The following is a 23,529-nucleotide window of genomic DNA, read 5'->3' on the forward strand; positions in this document are numbered from 1 at the left end:
GGTAATTCAAACTAAACAAAAGGACGGGCCATGGACGCTTCGCAGCTGTATCGGATGTTGGTGTTTGCTTCAGTTGTCGAGCAGGGGTCGCTGACACTGGCGGCCGACGTGCTGGGGATCAGCCGCTCCATGGTGAGTCAGCATCTTAAAAAACTCGAAGAGCGTCTGGGCTGCGAATTACTGCACCGTACCACCCGCCGCATCAGTCTGACCGAAGATGGCCGCGAGTTTTTTCAATATTGCGCCGAGCTGTTGCAACTGGCGCGTCAGGCCGAGGCGGTAACCCGTCCGGCCGATGAGCACCTGCATGGCAGCCTGCGGGTCACGGCCCCTGTGGGGCTTGGCGAGCATGATTTGCTGCCGCTGATTGGCGAGTTTCACCGGCAATACCCCAATATCCGCCTGACGCTGCTGCTGGAAGACAACAAGCTGAATCTGCTTGAACATCAAATCGATGTGGCAATTCAGGCCGGCTGGCCGGAGGATTCAGAATTCAGAGCCATCAAGCTAGGCAGTTTTGATGAGCAGCTGGTGGCAAGCCCCGCCTATGTGGCGGCGCAGGGGCGGCCATCGCACCCCGATAACCTGCAGCACCATCAGTGGCTTGCCCATGCATCCAGCCATCTTCCCAAAAGCTGGACCCTGCACAATGGTCAGGGGGAGGAATTTCGGGTGCGGGTGACTCCGTTTATCAGCTGCAACAGCACCAATGGCCTGCTGGCGCTGACGCTGCAGGGTCTGGGGGTGGCGATTTTGCCGGATAACCTGATTGCCGAGCATCTGGCGGCCGGGGAGCTGACCTTGCTGCTGCCGGATTATCATTTGCGTGAAGGCGGTATCTACGCGCTGCATCCCTATAAAGACAACACTCCGCCGCGGGTGCGGGTTTTTGTTGAGTTTCTCCGTCAACGGCTGTTCAATCAGGACAAAGCAGGACTAAATTTAAAGCAAGCGTGATCCGGCCGGGACGCTGTAATGCCGGCCCAGTAGCGCCCTTGCATGGCGGGGCGCAGACAATGGGGGCCTGAACCCATGGAGCTTTTCTATCATCCGCTGTCCCGTTATTCCCAGAAGGTATTGCTGGGCATGTACGAGAAGCAGGCAAATTTTTATCCCAGGGTCACCGACTTGCGTGATCCGCTGCAACGTCAGGCCTTCAGTAAACTCAATCCGCTCGGCAAGTTGCCGCTGTTGCGCTGCAGCGACGGCAGTATGCTGCCCGAGTCGAGCATCATTATCGAATATCTCGATCGCCACATCGCCTCAGGCTCACGGCTGCTGCCGCCGGACGCCGACGATGCGCTCAGGGTGAGGCTATGGGACCGCATCATCGATAACGACATAAGTAACCAGCTGTTTTTAATTGAACAGCAGCAGAGTATGGCGCCTGAACATCGCAACGAGCTGGCGATGGCGCAGGTGCGGCAGCGGCTGCTGCTGGTGTTTGCCGGATTGGATAACGAGCTGGCCCATTCCCACTGGCTGGTGGGGGATGGTTTCAGTCTGGCGGACTGCGCGCTGTTGCCCTGTCTGGAGCCGGCCTTTACGCTGCTGCCGCTTTTGGATTTGGATAACCTGTGCCGTTACCGGCAGCAGGCAAAACTGCGGGGCTCGTGGGAGCTGGTGGCCGAAGAAGCCCAGCTTGCGGCCGCCGACGACATCAGCGGCGTTAAGCTGATTCCCTGAGCTTTTGTAAGCTTAGCTATTGCGCTCTTTTTTGAGCTGCAAAAAGGCCTTCCACTTTTGCACTTCCGGTGACAATGCCGGTGCTTCGCCTTCATAACCTGCCTCGCGCACCAGCTCGCTGATGGGCACCTGCTTGCGGTTACACACAAACACCCCGCGTACATGCACTATGCAGTGCAGGCCACGTTCGCTGACAAAGCGCTGATCAATATAAAAATATTTCTCGTCCCAGCCCACCACGCGGCTCTCGATGGTGAACTTTTGCAGCGGCTTGATATCGCGGATGTAGGTAAATTCGGCGGCGTTGACTATGGGCATCCACTTGAGTTTCAAAAAGCGTTTCAGCAGGCCCATTTCCGCCAGCATGTAAGTGCGGGCCAAGTCCATAAAGGCCGGATAGCGGCTGTTGGTCAGGTGCATGTTGATGTCGCAGTCTGACGGCAGCGCCCGGTATTCGATGCGGCTCACGTCGAGAAAGCCGATGCGATTGCAGTGGCGAACACGCCATAAAAACAACCAGATAAGACGGAAATACAGGTTCATGGACTTATTTATTAGAGTAATTGCGTAAAGCTGAAGGCTAGCAGAGCGACCGTTGGCAGGCAATCCATGGCCTCAAAAACAACAAGGGCGCTTGCGCGCCCTTGAGTTGCCGAATTTATTTGCCCATCAGTGGCTGATACCACTGTGACGCAGCAGCGCGTCTGTGTTGGGTTCGCGGCCCATAAAGCGGCGGAACAGCTCCATCGGCTCTTCGCTGCCGCCCATCTCGAGGATGTTGGTGAGGAAGGCGCGGCCGGTCTCCGGATTGAAAATCCCTTCATCTTCAAAGCGGGAGAAGGCGTCGGCCGACAGCACTTCGGCCCACTTGTAGCTGTAGTAACCGGCGGCATAACCTCCGGCAAAAATGTGCGAGAAGCCGTGCTGGAAGCGGTTGAAGGCGGGCGGGATCACCACAGACACCTGCTGGCGCACTTCGTCCAGAATTTGCTGAATACGGGCGCCGTCTTCGCTGTTGTATTCAAGATGCATGCGGAAATCGAACAGCGAAAACTCAAGCTGACGCACCATCATCATGGCTGACTGGAAGTTTTTCGCCGCCAGCATTTTATCCAGCATGGCCTTGGGCAGTGGCTCGCCGGTCTCGAAGTGGCCGGAGATTTCATTGAGCGCCTCGGGCTCCCAGCACCAGTTTTCCATAAACTGGCTTGGCAGCTCTACCGCATCCCAGGGCACGCCGTTGATGCCGGATACGCCTGCCACATCAACCTTGGTCAGCATATGGTGAATGCCGTGGCCAAATTCGTGGAACAGGGTGACCACTTCATCGTGGGTAAACAGGGCTGGCTTGCCGCCGACCGGGCCGTTGAAGTTACAGGTGAGATACGCCACCGGGCGCTGCAGCTTGCCGCCGCTTACGCGCCGTACCCGGCACTCGTCCATCCAGGCGCCGCCGCGTTTGCCGCTGCGGGCGTATAAATCGAGATAGAAACTCCCTCTGTGCTCACCCTCGGCATCGAAAATGTGGAAGAAGCGCACGTCTTTATGCCAGCGGTCGAACTCGGTTTGCTCCTCGATTTTCAGGCCAAACAGGCGCTCGACTGTGTGGAACAGGCCGCTCAGCACCTTGTTTTCGGGGAAGTATGGCCGCAGCTCCTCCTGAGAAATTTCGTATCTGTGCTGCTTGAGCTTTTCGCCGTAGAAGCTCAAGTCCCATGCTTTGAGGTCGGTGGCGCCATATTCGCTGGCGGCGAAGGCTTTAAGCTCGTCCAGCTCTTGTTTGGCCTGCGGGCGTGAGTGCAGCGCCAGTTCGTTCAGGAAGCTGATAACCTGCGCCGGGGTCTCGGCCATTTTGGTGGCCAGCGACTTGTGGGCGAAGCTGTCAAAGCCGAGCAGGGTCGCCAGCTCATGGCGCAGCGCCAGCAGCTCTTCCATCAGCGGGCTGTTGTCGAACTGACCGGCGTTGGGGCCTTGATCTGAGGCGCGGGCGGTGAAGGCGGTGTAGCACTCTTCGCGCAGTTCGCGGTTTTCGCAGTACATCATCACCGGCAGATAAGAGGGAAAATCGAGAGTAAACAGATAGCCCTGCAACTCCCGCTCTTCGGCCATGGCCTTGGCGGCCGCCAGCGCTGACTCTGGCAGGCCCTTAAGCTCACTTTCGTCTGTAATGAGCTTGGTCCAGGCCTGAGTGGCATCGAGCACATTGTTGGAAAAGCTGCTGGACAGCTCAGACAGGCGCTTGACTATCTCGCCATAGCGGGCCTTTTTGGCCTCATCCAGACCAATACCCGACAGCTCAAAGTCGCGCAGCGCATGTTCAATCAGGGTTTGCTTTGGTCGTGGCAGGGTTTTGAATTCTCCCGAGCCGTGCAGGGTTTTGTAGGCCTGATACAGACCCTCATGCTGACCGACAAAAGTGCCGTATTCAGACAGCAGCGGCAGGCAGGCATCGTGGGCGGCGCGCCACTCTTCGGTGCTCAGTACCGAATTCATGTGCGACACAGGCGACCAGAGCTTGCTGAGGCGGTCATCCGCTTCTTCCAGCGGGGAGACCAATCCATTCCAGCTGAAATCACCCGCCGCCAGCACCCGCTCTATCTCGGCGCGGCAATGGCTTATGGCCTGTTCAACGGCGCTTTGGATGTGTTCGGGCTTGATGGCCGAAAAGGGTGGCAGCTCGGTGGCGGCCAGCAGGGGATTGGTCATGGGGATGTCCTTGTTTATTGGCATTAGGGGATAGATAGGGGCTTGGGCGCTATTTATCAAGCCATGGCAGAGGTTAACTGCATGCAATAGCAGCTGACGTCACACAAAACCGTGATCCGCCATCGAATTTGCGACTAGGCTTAATTTACAATGTCAACTTTGCCAAGCCTGCCAAAAATGCAACTTGTTATCATTTACAGTTTTCGGCTGTTGCATACCATGGCGCTGGGAATCGTGAAACAGGATGGATTGTATGCGTGCAGCAGTGCTGATGTTGAGTGTGCTTGCGGCGCCCGCAATGGCGCAGGGGCCAGAATATGAACTGGCGCTCGGCTGGGATAGTAAGTATGTCTCGGAGGGGCGGGATAACCTCGGTCGCGGCGGTATTGGCTGGGCAGTGCTCGCGGCATCCTTTGGCAATCTGACGCCCTATGCGGTTGTTGGCCGCGCCGACAGTGAAGCCTTTACCGAGTGGAATTTTGGCCTCGAATACGCCCTCGAACTGATGCCCGACCTTGATGCTCATGTCGGTATTCAGCAGGTTGAAACCTATGCCGACGAGCGCCTGTCGGAAACCGAACTGTTCGCCGAACTTGCCTGGCACCGCATTGATTGGTTAATTCCATCGGTGGCTTACACCTACAGCTTTGAGACCTCAGGCTATTTTGTCGAACTCAGCCTGCACAGCAACTGGCATATTGGTGAGCAATTCACTTTGAGCCCCTATATCACCCAGGGGCTCGATTATCAGTATGTGACCGAAGCGCACAATGGCCGCAACCACCTGCAATTTGGCCTCGAAGCCGAGTATATGCTGAGTGACAGCCTGGCTGTGTCGGGCCACATCAGCCGCAGCATTGCCGGGCACGATATTGAGCTGGAAATGGGCGATGAGGCGCGGGATGAAACCTTTGCCGGTATCCACCTGCATTGGTCGTTCTGAAGAGGTTTGACTACACTCAATAGCCCGGGCCTCCATGGTGGAGGCTTGGGCGAAGGGCCGCCGGATGCGGCCGATTGGAGGACAGGGAATGTCAGCCACAGCCAAGGCAATTGCCAAAGTTAAAGTCGCCGCCAAAGTTAAAACCACAGCCAAAGTTAAAGCCACTGCACCCGCCATTTCACGCACACCGCTGCAGCGTGCTTTTGTGTGGCTTACAGGCTTGGCGCTGATTGTCAGTTCGCTTGTATTTGCCGGCGACTACGATGCACTCATCAAGGCCGATAAGCGCGAGTCTGCCAAATCACAAAGGCTCGATAATCACAGCGAGATAAAACGCAAAGAGATAGCCCTCGACAGCGACGGCAACCCTATCCCGATACCGAGCGACACAGAGCCTGGGCTCGAATTCAGCATGGATGAGTATCTGCAGTCGGCGCAGGGCGCGTCTGGCTCGACTACACCAGTAGCATCCCCAAAGCGGCCATCAGCAACGTCTACCGCTCAAAAGCCAACCAAAAAGCAATCCGCCAAAAAAGAGTCCACCCAAAAGCGCTCCGCCAAAAAGTCCGCTGGCAGAGGGGATGACTATGACGGCCGGGTGGCGAACGATCCGGGCTGTCGCTGGCTTGATGGCAGAATAAGGCTGCTGCAGCAATTTATCGCATCCAAGGCCGCTGGCAGCCATCACAGGGATGAACTCGATGCACGCCAAAGCGAGTGGCGCTGCATGGATTGCGGCGGCGCAGGGCCGAATGGCGATGACCATGCCCGCTGCCAATATCGGCGCTGACGGTAACAAAGCGGCCAAATCACAGGTCTTCGCTATGGTCTAAGGTGAAAAAGCTTCCTACAATGGGCAACTTGCCGGTCGTTCACAGCGGAGAATTCCATGGCTCAACATTTTGATTATATTTGTCTTGGCGCAGGCAGCGGCGGTATTGCCTCGGCCAACCGTGCCGCCATTCGTGGCGCCAAAGTGCTGCTTATCGAAGCCAAACACGTGGGCGGTACCTGCGTGAACGTGGGCTGCGTACCAAAAAAAGTCATGTGGTACGGCGCTCAGGTGGCTGAGGCTATTCATCTGTACGCCAAAGACTATGGCTTTGATGTGGAAGTAAAAAACTTCGACTGGAACACCCTGGTCGCCAGCCGTGAAGCCTATATCGAGCGGGTCCACGCCGCCTATGGCCGTGGCTTTGCCAGTAACGGCGTGACTTTGGTAGAGGGCTATGGCCGCTTCAAAGATAACCGCACTATCGAAGTGAACGGCGAAGAATACACCGCCGATCATATTCTTATCGCCACCGGCGGTCGCCCAAGCATCCCCAATATCCCCGGTGCCGAGCACGGTATCGACTCCAACGGCTTCTTTGCCCTCGACGCCCAGCCCAAGCGGGTTGCTGTGGTTGGCGCAGGTTACATCGCCGTCGAAATCGCCGGGGTGCTGCATGCCCTTGGCAGCGAAACCCATCTTTTGGTGCGTAAGCACTCACCGCTTCGCAGCTTCGACCCCATGCTGAGCCAAGCCTTGGTTGATGCCATGGCGCAAAATGGCCCGACTCTGCACACCCATGCTGTGCCAAAAGCCGTTGAAAAACATGCCGATGGCAGCCTGACCCTGCAGCTTGAAAACGGCGAGTCCCTCACTGTGGATTGCCTGATTTGGGCCATTGGCCGCGAACCCTCTACCGACAAGATTGGCCTCGAACACACAGATGTGAAGCTCGATGAGCAGGGCTACGTGCTGGTGGATGAGTGGCAAAACACGTCTGCCAAGGGGATTTACTGTGTCGGTGACATCATGGCCGGTGGCGTGGAACTCACCCCGGTGGCAGTCAAAGCCGGTCGCTTCCTGTCTGAGCGCCTGTTTGGCAACCTGCCCAACGCCAGGATGGATTACAGTAACATCCCCACCGTGGTGTTCAGCCATCCGCCCATCGGCACCATGGGTCTGAGTGAGCCAGACGCCAAAGCCAAGTTCGGTGAGGATCAGGTGAAGGTTTATAACTCTACCTTTACCTCCATGTACACCGCTGTCACCGCCCATCGCCAGCCGTGCAAGATGAAGCTGGTCTGCGCTGGGCCAGATGAAAAAGTCGTGGGTATCCACGGTATTGGCTTTGGTATGGATGAAATCCTGCAGGGCTTCGGTGTTGCCATCAAGATGGGCGCCACCAAGGCCGACTTCGATGCCGTGGTGGCCATTCACCCCACAGGCGCTGAAGAGTTTGTGACCATGCGCTGATTGCAGAGCCTGCACTGAACCCAAAAGCCGCTCACCGAGCGGCTTTTTGCTGTGCCGTAGCTGTGTTGTAGCGGCGCCGACGCTGGGCGCGGCTGGCAGATGCGGCGCGGAAATTGGTCATTGTGATGCAAGCTGATACCTAGGTGAATTGGCTGTGTCGCTTGTGTCGTGCGCTGATGCAAATCGTATTAACGCAATGATTTTATTTAAAATACATTTAATTCCATGCTGCCATTTCTGATGTGCGGCAATGCGGTTTTGGGATCTGCCCCTTAAGTCACACAAATTGCCTGTGACCCATGACAGGGATCGCGTTTTACAGCCTTCGCCATGGCTATGCTGCGACGGTTTGTCTGTACCCGGAACCTGATATTTATGGAAATTTTAATAAGTCTTATCGGCATGCTGTCGCTCATTGCGCTGGCGGTGCTGCTTTCAGAAAATCGCCGTGCTATTCGCCTTCGTACCGTGCTCGGTGCGCTCGCCTTTCAAATCGCCTTTGGCGCCTTCGTGATGTATGTGCCCGCCGGCCAGGTGGTGCTGGACGCCGCCTCCAAGGGCGTGATGCATGTGATCAATTACGGCAACGAGGGGCTCGGCTTCGTCTTTGGCGATCTGGCCCGATTCGGTATGGGCTTTATCTTTGTGATTAACGTGCTGTGCGTAGTGGTGTTTATCAGCGCCTTGATTGCGGTGCTCTATTACCTCGGCATCATGCAGTGGGTAATTGGAATCATAGGTGGCGCCTTATCGCGCCTGCTCGGCACCAGCCGCGCCGAGTCATTGTCGGCCACCGCCAACATTTTTGTTGGGCCTATTGAAGCACCGTCCATGGTGCGCCCCTTCGTGCGCCGCATGACCCGCTCTGAACTGTTTGCGGTGATGACCGGCGGCCTCGCCTCTGTGGCCGGCGGCACCATGATTGGTTACATCCAGATGGGTGTGGACGTTAAGTATGTACTCACGGCCGCCTTTATGACGGCACCGGCCGGACTGCTGTTTGCCAAGCTGATGTGGCCCGAAACCGAAACGCCCATCAACGATATCAACAAGGTACTGGACGAGCAGGACGACAAGCCCGCCAACGTGCTGGACGCTGCGGCGAACGGTGCGGCCATGGGTATGCAACAGGTGCTGGCGGTATCGGCGCTGCTGCTGGCCTTTGTGGCGCTGGTTGCGCTGCTCAACGGCATGATTGGCGGCATAGGTAACTGGTTTGGAATCGATAATCTGTCGCTGCAGATGATGCTTGGGTATGTATTGGCGCCGCTTGCCTGGCTGATGGGCGTGCCCTGGAGCGAAGCGACCCAGGCGGCGAGCTTTATCGGCCAGAAGATGGTGATCAACGAGTTTGTTGCTTACATGGACTTCCTTAAGGTGGCCGATGGGCTGTCGCCCAAGACCCAGGTGATCATCAGCTTTGCCCTGTGTGGCTTTGCCAATATCGGCTCGCTGGCCATGGTGATTGGCGGCCTGTCGGCCCTTTGCCCCGAGCGGCGCCATGACCTTGGCCAAATCGGCATGAAGGCACTTATCGCGGCGGCGCTCGCCAACCTGATGAGCGGCACCATCGCTGGCTTACTTTTCAGTATCGGAGGTTAACCATGACACCCCATATCAATGCGCCCCAAGGGGCTTTTGCAGAAACTGTGTTGATGCCCGGCGATCCGCTGCGGGCCAAATTTATTGCCGAGCAGTTTCTCGATAACGCGGTGCAGGTCACCGATGTGCGCAATATGCTCGGCTTCACCGGCGAGTATCGCGGCAAGCGGATTTCGGTGATGGGCTCCGGCATGGGTATTCCGTCCATTTCCATCTACGCCCGCGAGCTGATCGTCGACTATGGCGTAAAAAATCTCATCCGTATCGGTTCCTGCGGCGCCGTGAGCAACGATATCAAACTGATGGATGTGGTCATGGCGATGGGCGCCAGTACCGATTCTGGCGTAAACAGAACGCGCTTTCCCGGCGCTGACTTCGCGATGCTGGCGGATTTCAATCTGCTGCGTCACGCAGTATCTGCGGCCGAAAATCAGGGCGTGTCTTTCATAGTGGGTAACATTTATTCATCTGACCTGTTTTACTGCGCCGATGAAAGCCGTTACGACCTGATGGAAAAATACGGCATTCTAGGGGTCGAGATGGAGGCCGCCGGACTCTATGGCGTGGCCGCCGAAACCGGTGCCAGGGCGCTGGCGATGATGACAGTCACAGATCATCTGCGTCAGGGGCTGCACCTGAGCGCCGAGGAGCGCCAGCAGACCCTGTGCGACATGATCCGGTTAACGCTGGAAGCCGCCAGCCAGCTCGACTGACAGTTAATGCCTTTCACCAAGCCGCTCATTGAGCGGCATTTTTGTGACTGGCCCTCGGCGAAACAATGTAAATTCAGTTGAGACTGATTCTTATTTGCGCCTAAAATCTGCGCTTTACGTTGAAGGCCAACTGCGAAAATCCCCTTCAAACTGCCTTTCTTATCAATGGCATGCGCCAGAGCTCCCTGCGGCTGGTATTTTGCGGCTGGCTTTTGCTTTCCATCCTGTTTTGTTGGAGAACAACATGTCCAAGTTGCCGGCTCGCCTGAGCCTGATTGCCGCCGCCATCGCCTGCCAGTTATTGCCTGTGGATACGGCCTTTGCCAGCGAGCGCGCTGCGATTGAGCGTAGCGCAATGGAACGAATCGTCGTGACCGCTAACCGCACCCCCACCCAAATCAGCGACCTGTCGAGCACTGTGTGGGTGATAGGCGAAGCCAGTATCCGCGAGCAAACCGACAGCGGCAAAGGCATTAAGGAAATGCTGGCTGCGCTGGTGCCGTCGATGGACGTGTCCAGTCAGGGCCGCACCAACTTTGGCCAGAACATGCGTGGCCGCGCCATGGTGGTGCTGATTGACGGAATATCGATGAATACTTCCCGCGGTATCAGCCGTCAGCTCGACAGCATTGACCCGTTCAACATCGCCCGCATCGAAGTGCTGGCGGGCGCCTCGGCCCTCTACGGCGGCGGTGCGTTGGGCGGCGCCATCAATATCGTCACCAAAAAGGCTGCCCACAGTCCGGATACCTTTGAGGCCGAAGCCGGTTTCAAGTCAGGTTTTGCTGGCGGCGATGATTTGGATTACCGCACCGCCTTTGCTGTGGCCGGTGGCAGCGACGCGCTCAAGGGCCGCTTCAGCGCCGCTTGGCAGGAGAACGGCCAATGGTTTGATGGCAGCGGCAATGAGGTGATGCCGGATATCACCCAAACCGGACTGCAGTACACCCAAGGCTATGATTTGATGGCCAACATGGACTGGAGTCTTAGCAATGACACCAGCCTTGGCGCGCTGGTGCAGCACTATCGCAATGGCTCCGATGGCGAGCACGGCCTGTACATGGGCGATAACTTTGCCGGAGTCACCGGCGACGCCGCGTTACTCGAAAGCCGCAAAGGGTTGGATGCCGACCGCAGCCCAGCCACCGAGCGCACACTGCTGAATTTGTCGCTGAGCGAGGCGGATTTCTTCGGGCAAACGCTTTATCTGCAAGGCTTTTACCGCAAAGAAGATTTGGACTTTCACCCGTTTCCTTACGTAAGTCAGGCCAAAGGGGTATACAACTATTCGGCCTCGGCGCAAAACACCGCCATTTATGGCCTAAAAGCGGTGCTTGAATCTGAGCTTGCCGACAGTCTTAAGCTCACCTGGGGCGTGGACTGGGATAAAGAAAGTTTTGACTCGGATCAGATGAGTTTTGACCTCACCGCCGCCAACCAAAGCGGCGGCTTGGTGATGCGCGAGCTGTTCAGTACCGGCCGCTACGTCGATTTTAGCGTGGAGTCGGTTGCGGCGTTTGTGCAAAGTAGCTGGGATATCAACAGCTTTCTGCTGCTGAATGGCGGCTACCGTTATCAGCAGATGGAAAACAGCGTCGATGACTTTATCGGTTTCAACCAGCAGGTGGCGATTGCCTCCGGCAAAGCCCCGGGCGCCGATGCCATCCAGGGCGGCAGCACCGACTACAACGTCGGGCTGGTGAATCTGGGTCTTGTTGCCAAACTCAGTGACGATCAGCAGCTGTGGCTGTCGTACTCAGAGGGGTTTGAGCTGCCGGATCTGTCCAAATACTATGGCCGAGGCAGCTACAAGGCCGATGCCGATGGCTACCTGCGCTTGCAAAACAGCATCAATATCAACGACACCCGATTGGATGGCATTAAAACCGACTCGATGGAGCTTGGCTGGCGTTATATGGCGAGCGCTTGGCAGGCACAGGCCAGCGCCTATTATGCCGAGTCGGACAAGGTGATTGAGGTCAACAGCAAAGACCTGACCATTAACGTAAAAGATCAGCCCAAGCGCAGCTACGGACTGGAAGCCCAGCTTAACTTCAACATCAGCAGCGACTGGCTGGCGGGCACCAACCTGCATCTGGTGAAAAGCGAAGTGAAAAACGACGCCAGCTGGATTGATGAGACGGTGACCTATGCTTCGCCCTCCAAGGCAACGGCCTTTATTGCCTGGGAAGCAAACGAGTTCAAGCTGAGGCTGCAGGCCGAGCACAGTTTCAGCGCCGAGTCGGCTTATCGCTTCAAGACTACAGATGGCCTTGTAAGCGAGCTTGAAAGTTACACCACGCTGGATTTACTGGGCTCGGTGGCGCTGCCGGTGGGCACCTTAAGTTACGGCATCGAAAACCTGCTCGATGAAGACTACAGCACCCTTTGGGGCCAGCGGGCGGTGTATTTCTACAGCCCGACCTACGGCCCGGAGGCGATGTTTGACTACCATGGCCGTGGCCGCACCTTTGCCCTGAGTTATTCTCTCGGCTGGTAACCCTGATAGTGTTAAAAAAGCGCCGCGATGCGGCGCTTTTTTATTGGCTGCGGTTTAGGCCTGCCGCTATTGAGGCATAAGCTCCAATTTATGCACGGCCTTACCGGGCAGCAGCGGCGTGGGCGTGTGGTTGGCGTAATCATCAAAGCCGAGGCGATAGAAAGGCGACAGCGGATGCTCCGACTGGCCGCCCGGCAGCATCAGAATGCCGTCCTGCTCGCGGCCGGGCTGCACCACAAAGCGCTGCGATGCACCGAAGGCGGCGGTTTGCACCGCAGGCTCGTGCTTGCCGCCAAATCCTGCAACCACAGGCATATCGAGCAGCGGCGACAGGAAAGGCATTTGCTTACTGAAAGGGTGCTGCACCTTAAGGGCGTTAACCTTACCCCAGTTCAGAGTGCTGATGTCGTCGCCCTTACCGTGCTCGGCCAGTAGCTTGGTGCGGCTGCCTAGGTACACATTTACCAGCAGCGCCTGCCAGTCGGCATTGCCGGCCGGCAGCCAGGCCGCTGGCTGTTGTTCAAGCAATTGCCAGGCGGCAACTTCGAGTGGGCCCTTAATGGTCGACAGGCTCAGGTCCTGCTTGGCAAGTTCGGTTTGCAGCGGCGCAAACAGTGTATCGAGCAGCGCCTCACGGAAACTGTGCACCAGTGAATAACCCACAGAATCGGCGCAGGCACAGGCGCCCCAGTTCTCCAGCGCTTTAATGTCGTCGGCAAATTCGTCCGGTGCCTGCTTCAGGCTGCCAAGCAGCAGCGTTTGCCAGCGGCTCATAAACAGCGCGCGGTTATCCAGCTGCATGGCGAGAAAGTCCTGTTCGGTGAAATTGTCTTTGGCGAGCAGGTTATCCCGTATTTGCACCGCGCGGCTGCCGATGGCGTAGCCGCCATTGCCAAAACGCGGGTTGTCGGATGCCGACAGTACCCGGCTGTTGGCGCTCCAAAGCCTGTGGTTGGATGGGTTTTTCACCAGAGGAACATCGGTCATGGGCGAGCGCCATCCGCCACTGTGCCAGTTATCGGCGCTGATGGCGGTCTCACTTGGGTTGCTGCGGGACGGCAGGGCGCCGGTAAGGCGCCAAGCGGCATTGCCGCTTGCATCCACAATCAGCATATTTTGCGCGGGGATACCTGCGCTTTGCGTGAGTTGCAATCCTTCATCCACGCTCTTTGCCGTTTCCAGCGCCATCAGCGACAGATTGACCGCATACGGGCTGTGGGCGACCCACGACAGCGCATAATCCTGATTACCCAGGGATTTAACCGGGCCAAAGCGCGACAGCTTAAGCGGCATGTCTTTGCCTTCGCCGCTGCTTTCAAGGCGCTCAGTCTGGGTTTGCACCGCTTCGTCTTTCTCAAGCTTTACCCAATCGGCCGTGTCGGTGTAACCGTTGGTAAAGCCCCAGGCGATGTGGCCGTTGCTGCCAACTACAATCACAGGCGCGCCCGGCAGGCTGACGCCGGTAATGCGCTGGGGCTTGCCCGCGTGCGGGTAATTGAGCTGTGCCCGATACCAGATGATGGGCACGGCAAGCCCAAGATGCATGTCGTCCGACAGCATGGCGTGGCCACTTTGGGTTAACTCCCCGCTGACCGCCCAATTGTTGCTGCCTTTAATCGGCTCATCGCCAATGGCGTTTGCTGCGACGGCCATCGGCGCAAACGCTGGCGCCTGCAGGGTTGGTGTAGGCAGCAGGCTTGCATCCAGCGCGGCCTGCAGCGGGTCGTTTTGGCTGACAAAGGCGAGCATCTCGCTGCCAAACTGCTGCTTGATGGCTTCGAGTACCAGTTCACGGCGGAAGGTGGCGTTTTGCAAATCAAGGTACATGGAGAAAATGGCGAGCAGGCTGTCTTCACTCTGCCACGGCAAGGGGGCGCTGCGGGTCAGTAAATACTCAAAACCGCGCACGTTTTGCCTATCCAGTGCGCTGTTTACCCCACGGGCATAGGCATCAAGCACAGCGCGGTCGCGCTCTGGCAGGGTCGCAAGAATTGCTTTGGCGCGGGCTCGGAACTGATGAAAGCGGTTGCGCTCATCGAGCTTCAGGGCGCCGTCGCCAAAAAGTTCGGCAAGTTCGCCGGCGGCGTTACGCCGAAGCAGATCCATTTGGAAAAAGCGGTCCTGACCGTGGGCAAACCCAAGGCCAAAGGCGGCATCTTCACGGCTGTCGGCAAAAATGACCGCCGCACCAAGACTGTCGCGCTCCAGCGACACCGGCGCGCCAATGCCCTTGGTTTCAAGTTTACCGTCAAGGTTTGGCAGGCTGGCACTGAGCACCAGATACAGCGCGATACCCGCCACTGCCAGCAGTAACAGCAGCCATTTAACGAGGGTTAAGGATTTTTTGAGCATGATAGCGCCTGTCAGCCGAGCAGATGGGAGCCGGCTTGTTCCTTAAGCCAGTCGATGAAATGTTTAACCCGCTGCTGATCCCTTGCGCCCTCGGCCACAGTGACCGAATACCCGGCGCCCGGCAGCACTTTTTCCGGCAGACAAGGCTTGAGCCAGCCCTGTTCAACCTGTGCCGATACCAGCAGCGAACTGGTAAGAGCCAGCCCCTGACCGGCGAGGCAGGCCTGCAGCAGCTGATCTTCTCTATCAAATTCAATCAGCTGGGGCTCACGAAACTTGCCATGCAGTTGCTGCCATTCATCCCAGCAGGCCTGAATGCCAATCTGAGCCGTGGCTGGACCGTGGCGGCGTACATGCATCAGGGTTTGTTGACTATGTTTGCGTTGCAGATAAGCGGGGCTGGCAAAAACCCCCAGGGTTTCACCAAGCAGAATCGCGCCCGCGCTTTGGCTGTCACTGCCCGGGCTTTCACTGCCTGAGCTTTCTCTGCCTGCCGCGCGGCTTATGATGATATCGGCCTCTTTGGCAGCCGGTGTGTCGGACTGGCTGACCGACACTTCAATCTCGGGAAAACGGCGCTGAAAATAGGGCAGCCGCTGGGCGAGCCACAAGGCGGCGAATCCCGGCGCGGCGCAGATGCTGAGGCTTTGGTTGCCGACACCGAGTTGGCCCAGGGTTTGGTCGAGCTGGCGCAGCACCCGCTGGCAGCTGTCAAACAGGGTTTGCCCGGCAAGGGTCAGTTCTACCGCGCGGGTGTGGCGAATAAACAGCGACAAATTGAGCTGGGTTTCGAGATTGCGTATTTGATGAGAAACCGCAGTGGGGGTGAGCTCAAGCTCTTTGGCTGCGAGTTTGAAGCTGAGGTGACGGGCCGCGGCCTCAAACACCCTCAGCCCGTTTAAGGATGGCAGATGTGCAAACATGGCGATAGATGAAATTTTGGATGGCGTAAAATTGATTTTGCTATCCAGTGATTGGAATGTCTATCGCAATAAATAATAAAAATTCATTTATAAAGGCTCTGGAAACTCAGAGCCTTGGATGGGCGGTTAGTCTTTGGTGATGACCCAAATGGCGTGCAACACGCCCGGAAGCAAGAAAAACAGGCACAGAATGATGTTGATCAGCAGCTGTTTGCCTGCGCCTTCTTTTAAAAATACGCCGACCGGCGGTAGCAGAATGGCGATAATCACCAGCAGTAACTTATTGGTATCCATGACTTCTCCTTGAGGACGATTTTGGAACTAACTTCGCAAGCCTGCGGGCAAATGGCAAGTCCAATGACTAAAATCTGACAATCGGGTTACTGAATGCGCTTTGGCGCTCAGGCAAAAGTTGAACCTATTTTATGGATATTCAGGCAAAGCTGCTGATTGAGGTGATCATTCTGTTCACGGGCATAAGCTCGTTGGCCTGGGCTATGCTTGCCGGCCCGATGACGATTGCCCCCCAGGCCTGCTGGCGTTATTCGGCCGCCAACGCACTGCTGATGCTTGGGCTGGTGCTTAACAGCCTACGTGATGGCAGTGCGAGCTATATCGCCTGGTTTGGTGCCGACATAGTGCTGCTGTCGGGCATGGTGCTGCTGCGGCTTGGCACTGTGTTTTTGTTTCGCTTGCCGCTTAACTTCCGCCCCGATTTGCTTATCTGGCTTGGCGCGGCGGCTACCATGCTGGTTGTGCCGCCGGAAATTAAATCCCAGGCTTACCTGGGCGCTGTGTTCTCGATTGCGGCGTCGATTTTGTTTGCCCGTCTGGCGCACACCACCTATCAGGGCCTGCTGCCAAGTGCAGGGCCACGGTTATCCCTTTTGCTGGTGGCGCCTTTGATTGTGGCGTCGTTGTCGTTCTTCGCCCGTTTAGTGGTGATTTTGGTGCTCGAGAACCCGGAAGACAGATTTATTTCGATTCAGACCGCCGAGGCGGTTCCCATGCTGTGGTTCTATTTGGTGCTGACCATTTCCATCAATGTGTTGGCTATCGGCAATGCGCTGTCGCGTCTTATTCAAAAGATCCGTCTGCTTGCCGATAAGGATGTGCTGACCGGGCTTTGGAACCGACGCAGTGCTGAGCATTCCCTGATGCAGTTACACCATAAGTGGCAGCGCGGTGGGGAGGGCTTTGCTGTGGTGCTGCTGGATTTGGATCACTTTAAGCAAATCAACGATAACTTCGGTCATCAGGCGGGTGATGCGGCGCTGCGCCAGGCTGCGCTGCTGATGAAGTCGACGCTCCGGGAGAGCGACATCCTGTGTCGATTTGGCGGCGAAGAGTTTTTGGTGATTTTGCCGGGGGTCAGTATCAAGCAGGCGCATCAGGTCGCAGAAAAGCTGCGTCTGTGTTTGGCATCGAGGGCACTGCGCTGGGATGATCAGGATATTCCGCTCAGTGCCAGCTTTGGTTTTGCCGCAATCAGCCCGGGTTTGAATATTTCGCAGCTGCTGTGCGCCGCCGATCAGGCCATGTATCAGGCCAAGGCGCAGGGGCGTAATAGGGTGGTGGAAGCAGGCGTCGCGCCGCTGCCGCCGTCAGGTTAATTATGGCTTGGGCCAGTCAAGGGTGGCGGGCGATAACCACTCGCCGTTAAGCAGCATGGTCAATGCCGGCAGTTGAAACAGGCTGCCAAATTCAGGCGCTGAGCCAAACTGGTAGGATTGGCCGCGAAACTCAAACTGCAGTTGCCAGGCATGCAGATAACCGCGATCGGATAATTCTCCGCCATAGAGTTCATCGCCGAGAATGGGGGTGCCCAGGCTTGCCAGCGCGACCCGCAGCTGATGGGTTTTGCCACTGAGCGGCTTGAGTAAATAAGCGCGCAGGCCCTCATCCACCGAGGCGGAAAAAAACTGGGTCACGGCCGGGTTGTCCATGGTGCGCAAAAGTTTGTATTGGCTGCGGCGGGATTTGGCCATGTCACCGGCGATTTTCCCTTGTTTTTTCTTAGGCTTGCCCTTGGCTAGCGCCAGATAATACTTCTGCACCCTGTGGTTGGAAAAAAGCTCGGTAAAGTCGGCGGCGGCCGCACTGGACTTGGCAAGAATAATCAGCCCTGATGTCAGGGTGTCGAGCCGGTGCACCGCATAAAGCTTAAGCCCCAGCGCGGCCTCGGCGCTCGCCACCACACCGGCGCTGCCATCCTGACTGTGAAAATGCACGCCCGGCGCCTTATCTATCACGATAAAGTTGGCATCATCATGGATGAGCTTAAACATAACTTATTGAAATCCGATTATGACCCGCAGGCCCGGCTGGTTGTCTTCGAGGCTGATTTTGGCCTGATGGCGCGATAGTATCGCCTTTACCATCGACAGACCAAGCCCGGTGCCCTGATGATGGCGGCTGGGGTCGAGCCGCACCAGGCGCTCGAATACCCGCTCACGGCTTTCGGCAGGAATGCCGGGGCCATTATCGCTTATCACCACTTCGCGGCCATTCTGGCGGATGTGAATCGCCGCGCCGTCGCCGGCATACTTGATGGCGTTATCCACCAGATTGAACAGGGCCTGAAACAGCAAATACTTGTCGCCCTGCAGCACGCACGGCTGGCCAAGCGTCAGGTTCAGGGTCTGGCCACGCTCTTCGGCCATGAGTTCGGCCATTTCTTTAAGATCGGTGCAAAGCTGCGACAGTTCCACATCCTGCAAATCCAGTTGCTGCTGGCCTTCTTCAATGCGGGTCAGCGACAGCATGGCGTCGAATGTTGCAAGGCAAAAATCCAGTTCTTCAATCAGTTGCTCGGCCTTTTCGGCCTGCTCTTCGCTGGGTTTGTCTTTGAGCTGCTCAAGGCCAATGCGCAGATGCGACAGCGGTGTGCGCAGGTCGTGGGCTATGTTGTCGGTGACGCCGCGCACCGCCTGCAGGTTGTCTTCGAGGGTATCGAGCACCCGGTTGAACTGCTTGGCCAGCATGTCGAACTCATCCTGACGCCAGCTGATGGGCAATCGGGTGTCGTAATGGCCGCGTTCAATCCGCTGGGCAAGGCGGTTGTATTGCACCAGTCGCCGTAAAATCGCCTTGGAAAACAAATAGCCCAGCGCCATGGTCAGCACTATGGTGAGGGTCATGGCGGTGACGGCGGCACGCAGGAATTTTTTAATCAGGGTCGCTAGCTGATCGGTTCGGGTGGCGATAAGCACAGGGCCGTAGCGGGTGATAACCAGGCCACCCGTGAGTATGTGCAGCTTGTCTGGTCCACCGGAAAGGATCGGGAATTCAACGGTTTCTGGCAGAAGTGGTATGTCTTCCGGCATCAGGCTCAGGGAGCCGACGATATCGAAGCTGTTACGCCAGGCAACCAGCACGCTTTTGGGGTCGGCGGCGCGTATCTGTGCGGCAAAGCTTCGCCGGTCAACGGTTTGCGCCAGTTGGATGTAACGCTGTTTTTCGGTTTCCAGATGCTGGTCTATCTGATGCTGCTGTTCATTCACCAGCTGGCGGTACAGGGTAAACAGCAGCGCGCCGGTGATCAGGGTCACCAGCGCGGTAAAGATAAGGGTAATGCCCCAAATCGAGCTTTGATGAGGCTTAATGCCTTTGACGAAGACGATAACCAGCCCCCCGCACGGTTTCGATAAGCTCGCCGTGGCCCAGCTCTTCAAACTTGCGTCTGAGTTTGGCGATATGCACGTCAATCACGTTGGTGCGCGGGTCGAAGTGGTAGTCCCACACAGCTTCAAACAGCAAGGTGCGGCTGATGACCTGATTGGGGTGTTCCATCAGGTATTTGAGCAGTTGAAATTCTTTTGGCTGCAGCATCAGCTCCTGGCCGTCGAGGGTGACGTTGCGGGTCAGCAGCTCCATTTGCAGCGGTCCGGCCTGCAGGTGGGTTTGCACCGGCGCCGCCTGGCCGCGTGACACCAGAATTTCGGCGCGCACCAGCAGCTCCGAGAAGGCAAAAGGCTTGGTCATGTAGTCGTCGCCGCCGCTGCGAAGCCCCTTAACCCGTTCATCCACATGGGACAGGGCCGACAGGATAAGCACAGGAGTTTGATTGGCGTTGGCGCGCAGCGCCGCCAGCAAAGCCAGACCATCCAGGCCCGGCAGCATGCGGTCGAGAATAATCAGATCGTACTGGTTGCTGGTGGCCAGCAGCAGTCCCTGATGACCATCGGCGGCGGACTCAATATTGTGACCCTGCTCGGAAAAGCCTTTGACTATGTAATCAGAAGTGGTGGCGTCGTCTTCGACCAAGAGGACCTTCATGGTTGCTCCTTAACCGCGGGTGTTACTGCCACTGCAACATCGGCAGCGGCTTGAGTTTTTGGATGTCGAACGCATGCTTGCGCTTGCCGGTCTCGTCTATCAGTTTGAATTCCAGATAGCTGATGCCCAGATCGTGCTCAAGCTGGGCCTGCAACAGCTTACCCTGATGCTTATCGGTCGCAAGGCGGGCAAGCTCTGAAAAACGCATTTCATTGCGCTCGAGCAATTTTACCGCTTCAAGCTCGTCGTGATCATCCGCCTCCAGTTTGCTGTTGCGCTGCACCACCAAAGCACCGTCGGCGGCGCGAATGGTCAGCTCGGAGAGGGTGTTTTCATCCGGATCTATCACGTCAAATTCATACATCAGCTCGCCTTCCTGTACGTCGAGTTCGAACGCGGAAATAAAGCCTTGGTGTTCAGATTCAACCTTTTCCATCATGGCAAGGGGCTCGACCCGCTCGCCTGTGCTGAGCAAATTGAACAAACTGGTGTTGGCCGATGCCGCACCTGCCACCATCATTGCTCCCAGCAACCAGTATCTCATTGATGCCTCCGAAAAAAGCCAGTGCCGATATGCTAAAAGACTATCCCTTGGAAGTCACCACACGGATGCTGTCAATTTCGACTTCGCGGCCGTGCCATTCCTTGTCTACTTCGCCTTTAAGTTCAACCAGACTGGCGTCGGTTATCTCAAGATTGCGAAACAGGCTGTTGTCTATTTCCACTTTGACTTCGCCGCTGGCGTCGGCAAACAGGTAGTGTTCGTCACCCAGGCTTTTGGCGAGGTTGCCGGTGAGCACGACCTGGGTGTCATCATCGGCCGTGTTGGCGGCCTTGGCGGTATTGACTATGACCGATTGGGGGCCTGTGTAGGCGGCTTGGGTCAGGGCGGTGCTGGCAACGGTGATAAGGCCGAGAATAAGCACCAGGGGCGTCAGAATACGCATGGGAGAATCCTTGTAAATCAATAATGGATCCAGTCTAGCCAAGCGGGTCTGAATTCAGGGTGGCGCCAAGATTAAGCTTTGATCATCTCAAGCAGGTGCAGCTCTTCGGACTTGAGTGCAACCTCGGTTTCCATGCCGGGACAAAGCGCCAGCTTGCGCGCCAGATGCAGTGGGATCTCGGCATTGAGCCGCTCTTTGCCGCCAAGCACTGTGGCCTCGAGCCGCACCGATTCGCCGAGGGTCAGCAGGTTATCGATGCGGATATTGAGGATGTTGAAGCTGCGGCACAGGCGGCCGCTGGCGATGGAGTTAAAACGTATGCCCTGATTGGGAATAACCCAGCGCACCCGCTGGCCAATGGCGACCTCGGGCAGGCTGTCGGAGGCAATCAGCTTTTCGCCGAATTTAAGCCAGGTCACGCCCTTTTGCTCATCCTGTGCTACCACATGGGCATCGAAAATATTGCGAAGCCCCATCTGGCGGGCCACCGCCTCGGTGCGCGGCCGGGCAAATACCTGCTGCGGCGCGCCGTGCTGCAGCATTTGTCCCTGACTGATAAGCAGCATGCTGTCGGCGAGCAGCAGCGCCTCGTTAAGGTCGTGGGTCACCATGATGACCGGAATATTGAGCTCGGATTTAAGCCGCGCCAGCTCGAGATACAGCCGCTCGCGGGTTTCCCTGTCTACCGCCGAAAAGGGTTCGTCCAGCAGCAGTGCCCTTGGCTCGCGGGCCAGGGCCCGCGCCAGCGCCACCCGCTGCTTTTGGCCGCCTGAAAGCTCACTCGGCAGCCTGTCGGTAAGGCCATGCAGGTTTACTTTTTCAAGCATCGCCAGCGCCCGCGGCATCCGCTCGGCCTTGGGCAGGTGGTCCAGCGCGGCAATGATATTGCCAAGGGCCGAGAGTTTGGGAAACAGGCCAAAGTGCTGCGGCACAAAGCCGATATGGCGCGCCTGGGGCGAGACATTGAGATGCTTTTTATCATCAAACCACACATCGTTGCCGCAGCGGATTTCACCGGACTCGGGTTTGGCAAGGCCGGCTATCATCCTAAGCAGCGTCGTTTTGCCGCCACCGGAGGGGCCGACTACCGCTAAAAACTCACCGGCGCGGCAGGAAAACGCCGCCTCGATGCGAATGCCTTTGGTTTGATGAATGCGCACATGAAGGTCAGTGGCTTTGGCCATGGCTGCCTCCCATGCGGCGCGACAAACTGGTGGTCAGCGCCAGCGCGCTGATGGCAAACAGTAGCAAAATGAGCGACATAGCACCGGCCGAGTCAAAATCAAACGCCTGCACGCTGTCGTAGATAGCAATAGAGATGGTCTTGGTTTCGCCGCTGATATTGCCGCCCATCATCAGCACCACGCCAAATTCACCGAGCACATGGGAGAAGGTCAGCACCAGCGCGGTCACCAGCCCGGGCCAGATCATCGGCAGTTCGATGCGGGTCAGAATTTTAAAGCGGCTCATGCCGCAGCAGGCGGCGGCGTCGCGCACATCCATGGGAATGGCTTCAAAGGCACGCTGAATGGGCTGAATTGCAAAGGGAATATTCACCAGCACCGAGGCCAGCACCAGACCGGAGAAGTGAAACACCAGCTCGATGCCGAAGGTATCTCTAAGCCAAACGCCGAGCACACTTTGGCTGCCAAAACTCACCAGCAGGTAGTAACCCACGACTGTGGGCGGCAGCACCAGCGGCACCATGATAAGCGCCTCAATCAGGCTTTTGCCGCGAAACTGGCGATAGGCGAGCAGCCTTGCCGCGAGGATTGATAACGGCAGCAAAATCAGCACTGTCACCAGCGCGAGCTTGCCGGATAGCCACAGCGCCTGCCAATCCATCAGTGGCTGGCCTCCGGCTTGGCATGCCGAGCAGGCAGTGAGAAGCCATAGTCAGCAAAGATAGCGCGGGCCTTGTCGCCCTGAAGGAAGGTATACAGTTCGTGGGCGGCAGCGGATGCCTTGGGCAGCAGCACCATGCGCTGACCAAGCGGCTGATGCCGGTCCTCGGGAATAGCAACGTAGTTGGCCTTGGCGGCAAACTGCGGCGCCTTTGCCAGCGACAGTGCGACTATACCGCCCTGAGCCGAGCCAGACAGGGCAAACTGCGCTGCCTGAGATACGTTTTCGCCCAGCACCAGCTTGTCTTTGATGCCATCCCACAGGTTTGCGGCCTGCAGCAGCTCGCGGCCACGCTCGCCGTAGGGGGCGAGCTCGGGGTTGGCCAGCGCAAAGCGGCGCAGCTCTCCTGAGTCGATAAGCGCCTTGAGACCTGTGAGTTCGGCATCAAGGCTCAGCGGCGAGCCCTTGGCCGCGACCAGTGCCAGCCGGCCATAAACGTAGATATCACCATGGTTTGCCGTGACACCGCTCTGGTGCAGCAGCTTCACGTATTTCTCATCCGCCGACAGAAACAGCTCGAAGGGGGCGCCGTGCTTGATTTGTGCCACAAAGTTGCCGGACGAGCCAAAGCTCAGCTTGAGCCGATGGCCGCTTTGCGCCTCAAATTCGCGGGCTATGTCTTCCATGGCGAACTTGATATTGGATGCCGCCGCCACTGTGACCGTTTCGGCAATGGCAGACAGCGGCAGGAGCAGGCTGGTCAGCAATAACAGCAGGCGTGGCAACATG

The 23,529-nt window shown here is 57.2% G+C and carries 22 protein-coding genes; 9 read left to right on the forward strand and 13 right to left on the reverse strand.

The annotated features are described in order from the left end of the window. The first annotated feature begins 30 nt into the window (after positions 1-30). Complete coding sequence (locus KJI95_RS11455; protein WP_214507344.1) at positions 31-957, forward strand: LysR family transcriptional regulator; 927 nt, start codon at positions 31-33, stop codon at positions 955-957. Between the two features lie 75 nt (positions 958-1,032). Continuing rightward, entirely contained in the window at positions 1,033-1,686 is a 654-nt protein-coding gene (locus KJI95_RS11460) for a glutathione S-transferase family protein (RefSeq protein WP_214507345.1), read from the forward strand. Between the two features lie 12 nt (positions 1,687-1,698). Here the strand turns inward: KJI95_RS11460 and KJI95_RS11465 are convergent, their stop codons facing one another. Both KJI95_RS11465 and prlC read right to left on the reverse strand, forming a co-directional pair. Continuing rightward, positions 1,699-2,229, reverse strand: coding sequence for a thioesterase family protein (locus tag KJI95_RS11465; protein WP_214507346.1), 531 nt, complete (start codon positions 2,227-2,229; stop codon positions 1,699-1,701). Positions 2,230-2,355: 126 nt separating this feature from the next. Next, entirely contained in the window at positions 2,356-4,392 is a 2,037-nt protein-coding gene (prlC, locus tag KJI95_RS11470) for an oligopeptidase A (protein WP_214507347.1), read from the reverse strand. 253 nt (positions 4,393-4,645) lie between these two features. On the opposite strand from prlC, the gene KJI95_RS11475 reads away from it, so the two are divergent. The 6 genes from KJI95_RS11475 to KJI95_RS11500 all read left to right on the forward strand — a co-directional run bounded on the left by KJI95_RS11475 (position 4,646) and on the right by KJI95_RS11500 (position 12,395). Beyond that, a complete protein-coding gene (locus KJI95_RS11475) occupies positions 4,646-5,335 on the forward strand; it encodes a hypothetical protein (RefSeq protein WP_214507348.1) in 690 nt (229 codons plus the stop codon). Between the two features lie 88 nt (positions 5,336-5,423). Beyond that, the gene (locus tag KJI95_RS11480; RefSeq protein ID WP_214507349.1) at positions 5,424-6,125 is read left to right on the forward strand and encodes a hypothetical protein; all 702 of its coding nucleotides are present in this window, start codon (positions 5,424-5,426) and stop codon (positions 6,123-6,125) included. A gap of 99 nt (positions 6,126-6,224) precedes the next feature. Beyond that, entirely contained in the window at positions 6,225-7,580 is a 1,356-nt protein-coding gene (gene gorA / locus KJI95_RS11485) for a glutathione-disulfide reductase (protein ID WP_214507350.1), read from the forward strand. 375 nt (positions 7,581-7,955) lie between these two features. Then, positions 7,956-9,182 carry a NupC/NupG family nucleoside CNT transporter gene (locus tag KJI95_RS11490; protein WP_214507351.1) on the forward strand — a complete coding sequence of 409 codons (1,227 nt, stop codon included), beginning with the start codon at positions 7,956-7,958 and terminating at the stop codon, positions 9,180-9,182. A gap of 2 nt (positions 9,183-9,184) precedes the next feature. After that, positions 9,185-9,895 (forward strand): purine-nucleoside phosphorylase, encoded by a 711-nt coding sequence (deoD, locus tag KJI95_RS11495; RefSeq protein ID WP_214507352.1) that lies wholly within the window; start codon positions 9,185-9,187, stop codon positions 9,893-9,895. Positions 9,896-10,139: 244 nt separating this feature from the next. Then, positions 10,140-12,395, forward strand: a complete 2,256-nt coding sequence (locus KJI95_RS11500; protein WP_214507353.1) for a TonB-dependent receptor — start codon at positions 10,140-10,142, stop codon at positions 12,393-12,395. 66 nt (positions 12,396-12,461) lie between these two features. Here the strand turns inward: KJI95_RS11500 and KJI95_RS11505 are convergent, their stop codons facing one another. From KJI95_RS11505 to KJI95_RS11515, 3 genes are all read right to left on the reverse strand, one after another. Beyond that, on the reverse strand, positions 12,462-14,747 hold the full coding sequence (locus tag KJI95_RS11505; RefSeq protein ID WP_214507354.1) for a penicillin acylase family protein: 2,286 nt from the start codon (positions 14,745-14,747) through the stop codon (positions 12,462-12,464). An 11-nt stretch (positions 14,748-14,758) separates the two neighbouring features. Next, positions 14,759-15,670, reverse strand: a complete 912-nt coding sequence (locus KJI95_RS11510; RefSeq protein WP_214507355.1) for a LysR family transcriptional regulator — start codon at positions 15,668-15,670, stop codon at positions 14,759-14,761. A gap of 126 nt (positions 15,671-15,796) precedes the next feature. Beyond that, on the reverse strand, positions 15,797-15,964 hold the full coding sequence (locus KJI95_RS11515; protein ID WP_214507356.1) for a YqaE/Pmp3 family membrane protein: 168 nt from the start codon (positions 15,962-15,964) through the stop codon (positions 15,797-15,799). A 131-nt stretch (positions 15,965-16,095) separates the two neighbouring features. On the opposite strand from KJI95_RS11515, the gene KJI95_RS11520 reads away from it, so the two are divergent. Further along, positions 16,096-17,283 carry a GGDEF domain-containing protein gene (locus KJI95_RS11520; protein WP_214507357.1) on the forward strand — a complete coding sequence of 396 codons (1,188 nt, stop codon included), beginning with the start codon at positions 16,096-16,098 and terminating at the stop codon, positions 17,281-17,283. On the opposite strand, the gene KJI95_RS11525 is transcribed toward KJI95_RS11520, so the two are convergent. From KJI95_RS11525 to modA, 8 genes are all read right to left on the reverse strand, one after another. Continuing rightward, on the reverse strand, positions 17,284-17,958 hold the full coding sequence (locus KJI95_RS11525) for a TIGR01621 family pseudouridine synthase (protein ID WP_214507358.1): 675 nt from the start codon (positions 17,956-17,958) through the stop codon (positions 17,284-17,286). A gap of 3 nt (positions 17,959-17,961) precedes the next feature. Then, on the reverse strand, positions 17,962-19,221 hold the full coding sequence (locus tag KJI95_RS11530) for a sensor histidine kinase (RefSeq protein WP_214507633.1): 1,260 nt from the start codon (positions 19,219-19,221) through the stop codon (positions 17,962-17,964). Positions 19,222-19,270: 49 nt separating this feature from the next. Further along, complete coding sequence (locus KJI95_RS11535; RefSeq protein WP_214507359.1) at positions 19,271-19,948, reverse strand: response regulator transcription factor; 678 nt, start codon at positions 19,946-19,948, stop codon at positions 19,271-19,273. Between the two features lie 22 nt (positions 19,949-19,970). Beyond that, on the reverse strand, positions 19,971-20,492 hold the full coding sequence (locus KJI95_RS11540) for a PepSY domain-containing protein (protein WP_214507360.1): 522 nt from the start codon (positions 20,490-20,492) through the stop codon (positions 19,971-19,973). A gap of 40 nt (positions 20,493-20,532) precedes the next feature. Beyond that, complete coding sequence (locus tag KJI95_RS11545) at positions 20,533-20,895, reverse strand: YgiW/YdeI family stress tolerance OB fold protein (RefSeq protein WP_214507361.1); 363 nt, start codon at positions 20,893-20,895, stop codon at positions 20,533-20,535. Positions 20,896-20,966: 71 nt separating this feature from the next. After that, complete coding sequence (locus KJI95_RS11550; protein ID WP_214507362.1) at positions 20,967-22,079, reverse strand: ABC transporter ATP-binding protein; 1,113 nt, start codon at positions 22,077-22,079, stop codon at positions 20,967-20,969. Then, the gene (gene modB, locus KJI95_RS11555; protein ID WP_214507363.1) at positions 22,063-22,740 is read right to left on the reverse strand and encodes a molybdate ABC transporter permease subunit; all 678 of its coding nucleotides are present in this window, start codon (positions 22,738-22,740) and stop codon (positions 22,063-22,065) included. The genes KJI95_RS11550 and modB overlap by 17 nt, the downstream gene beginning before the upstream one ends. Then, a complete protein-coding gene (gene modA / locus KJI95_RS11560; protein ID WP_214507364.1) occupies positions 22,740-23,528 on the reverse strand; it encodes a molybdate ABC transporter substrate-binding protein in 789 nt (262 codons plus the stop codon). The genes modB and modA overlap by 1 nt, the downstream gene beginning before the upstream one ends. Position 23,529: the final 1 nt, after the last annotated feature.

It is taken from the genome of Shewanella jiangmenensis, from assembly GCF_018596335.1.
GTDB lineage: Bacteria > Pseudomonadota > Gammaproteobacteria > Enterobacterales > Shewanellaceae > Shewanella > Shewanella jiangmenensis.

Coding starts and splice junctions, on each gene's coding strand:
- KJI95_RS11455 (WP_214507344.1), top strand. CDS start 31: ATGGACGCTTCGCAGCTGTATCGGATGTTGGTGTTTGCTTCAGTTGTC.
- KJI95_RS11460 (WP_214507345.1), top strand. CDS start 1,033: ATGGAGCTTTTCTATCATCCGCTGTCCCGTTATTCCCAGAAGGTATTG.
- KJI95_RS11465 (WP_214507346.1), bottom strand. CDS start 2,229: ATGAACCTGTATTTCCGTCTTATCTGGTTGTTTTTATGGCGTGTTCGC.
- prlC (WP_214507347.1), bottom strand. CDS start 4,392: ATGACCAATCCCCTGCTGGCCGCCACCGAGCTGCCACCCTTTTCGGCC.
- KJI95_RS11475 (WP_214507348.1), top strand. CDS start 4,646: ATGCGTGCAGCAGTGCTGATGTTGAGTGTGCTTGCGGCGCCCGCAATG.
- KJI95_RS11480 (WP_214507349.1), top strand. CDS start 5,424: ATGTCAGCCACAGCCAAGGCAATTGCCAAAGTTAAAGTCGCCGCCAAA.
- gorA (WP_214507350.1), top strand. CDS start 6,225: ATGGCTCAACATTTTGATTATATTTGTCTTGGCGCAGGCAGCGGCGGT.
- KJI95_RS11490 (WP_214507351.1), top strand. CDS start 7,956: ATGGAAATTTTAATAAGTCTTATCGGCATGCTGTCGCTCATTGCGCTG.
- deoD (WP_214507352.1), top strand. CDS start 9,185: ATGACACCCCATATCAATGCGCCCCAAGGGGCTTTTGCAGAAACTGTG.
- KJI95_RS11500 (WP_214507353.1), top strand. CDS start 10,140: ATGTCCAAGTTGCCGGCTCGCCTGAGCCTGATTGCCGCCGCCATCGCC.
- KJI95_RS11505 (WP_214507354.1), bottom strand. CDS start 14,747: ATGCTCAAAAAATCCTTAACCCTCGTTAAATGGCTGCTGTTACTGCTG.
- KJI95_RS11510 (WP_214507355.1), bottom strand. CDS start 15,670: ATGTTTGCACATCTGCCATCCTTAAACGGGCTGAGGGTGTTTGAGGCC.
- KJI95_RS11515 (WP_214507356.1), bottom strand. CDS start 15,964: ATGGATACCAATAAGTTACTGCTGGTGATTATCGCCATTCTGCTACCG.
- KJI95_RS11520 (WP_214507357.1), top strand. CDS start 16,096: ATGGATATTCAGGCAAAGCTGCTGATTGAGGTGATCATTCTGTTCACG.
- KJI95_RS11525 (WP_214507358.1), bottom strand. CDS start 17,958: ATGTTTAAGCTCATCCATGATGATGCCAACTTTATCGTGATAGATAAG.
- KJI95_RS11535 (WP_214507359.1), bottom strand. CDS start 19,948: ATGAAGGTCCTCTTGGTCGAAGACGACGCCACCACTTCTGATTACATA.
- KJI95_RS11540 (WP_214507360.1), bottom strand. CDS start 20,492: ATGAGATACTGGTTGCTGGGAGCAATGATGGTGGCAGGTGCGGCATCG.
- KJI95_RS11545 (WP_214507361.1), bottom strand. CDS start 20,895: ATGCGTATTCTGACGCCCCTGGTGCTTATTCTCGGCCTTATCACCGTT.
- KJI95_RS11550 (WP_214507362.1), bottom strand. CDS start 22,079: ATGGCCAAAGCCACTGACCTTCATGTGCGCATTCATCAAACCAAAGGC.
- modB (WP_214507363.1), bottom strand. CDS start 22,740: ATGGATTGGCAGGCGCTGTGGCTATCCGGCAAGCTCGCGCTGGTGACA.
- modA (WP_214507364.1), bottom strand. CDS start 23,528: ATGTTGCCACGCCTGCTGTTATTGCTGACCAGCCTGCTCCTGCCGCTG.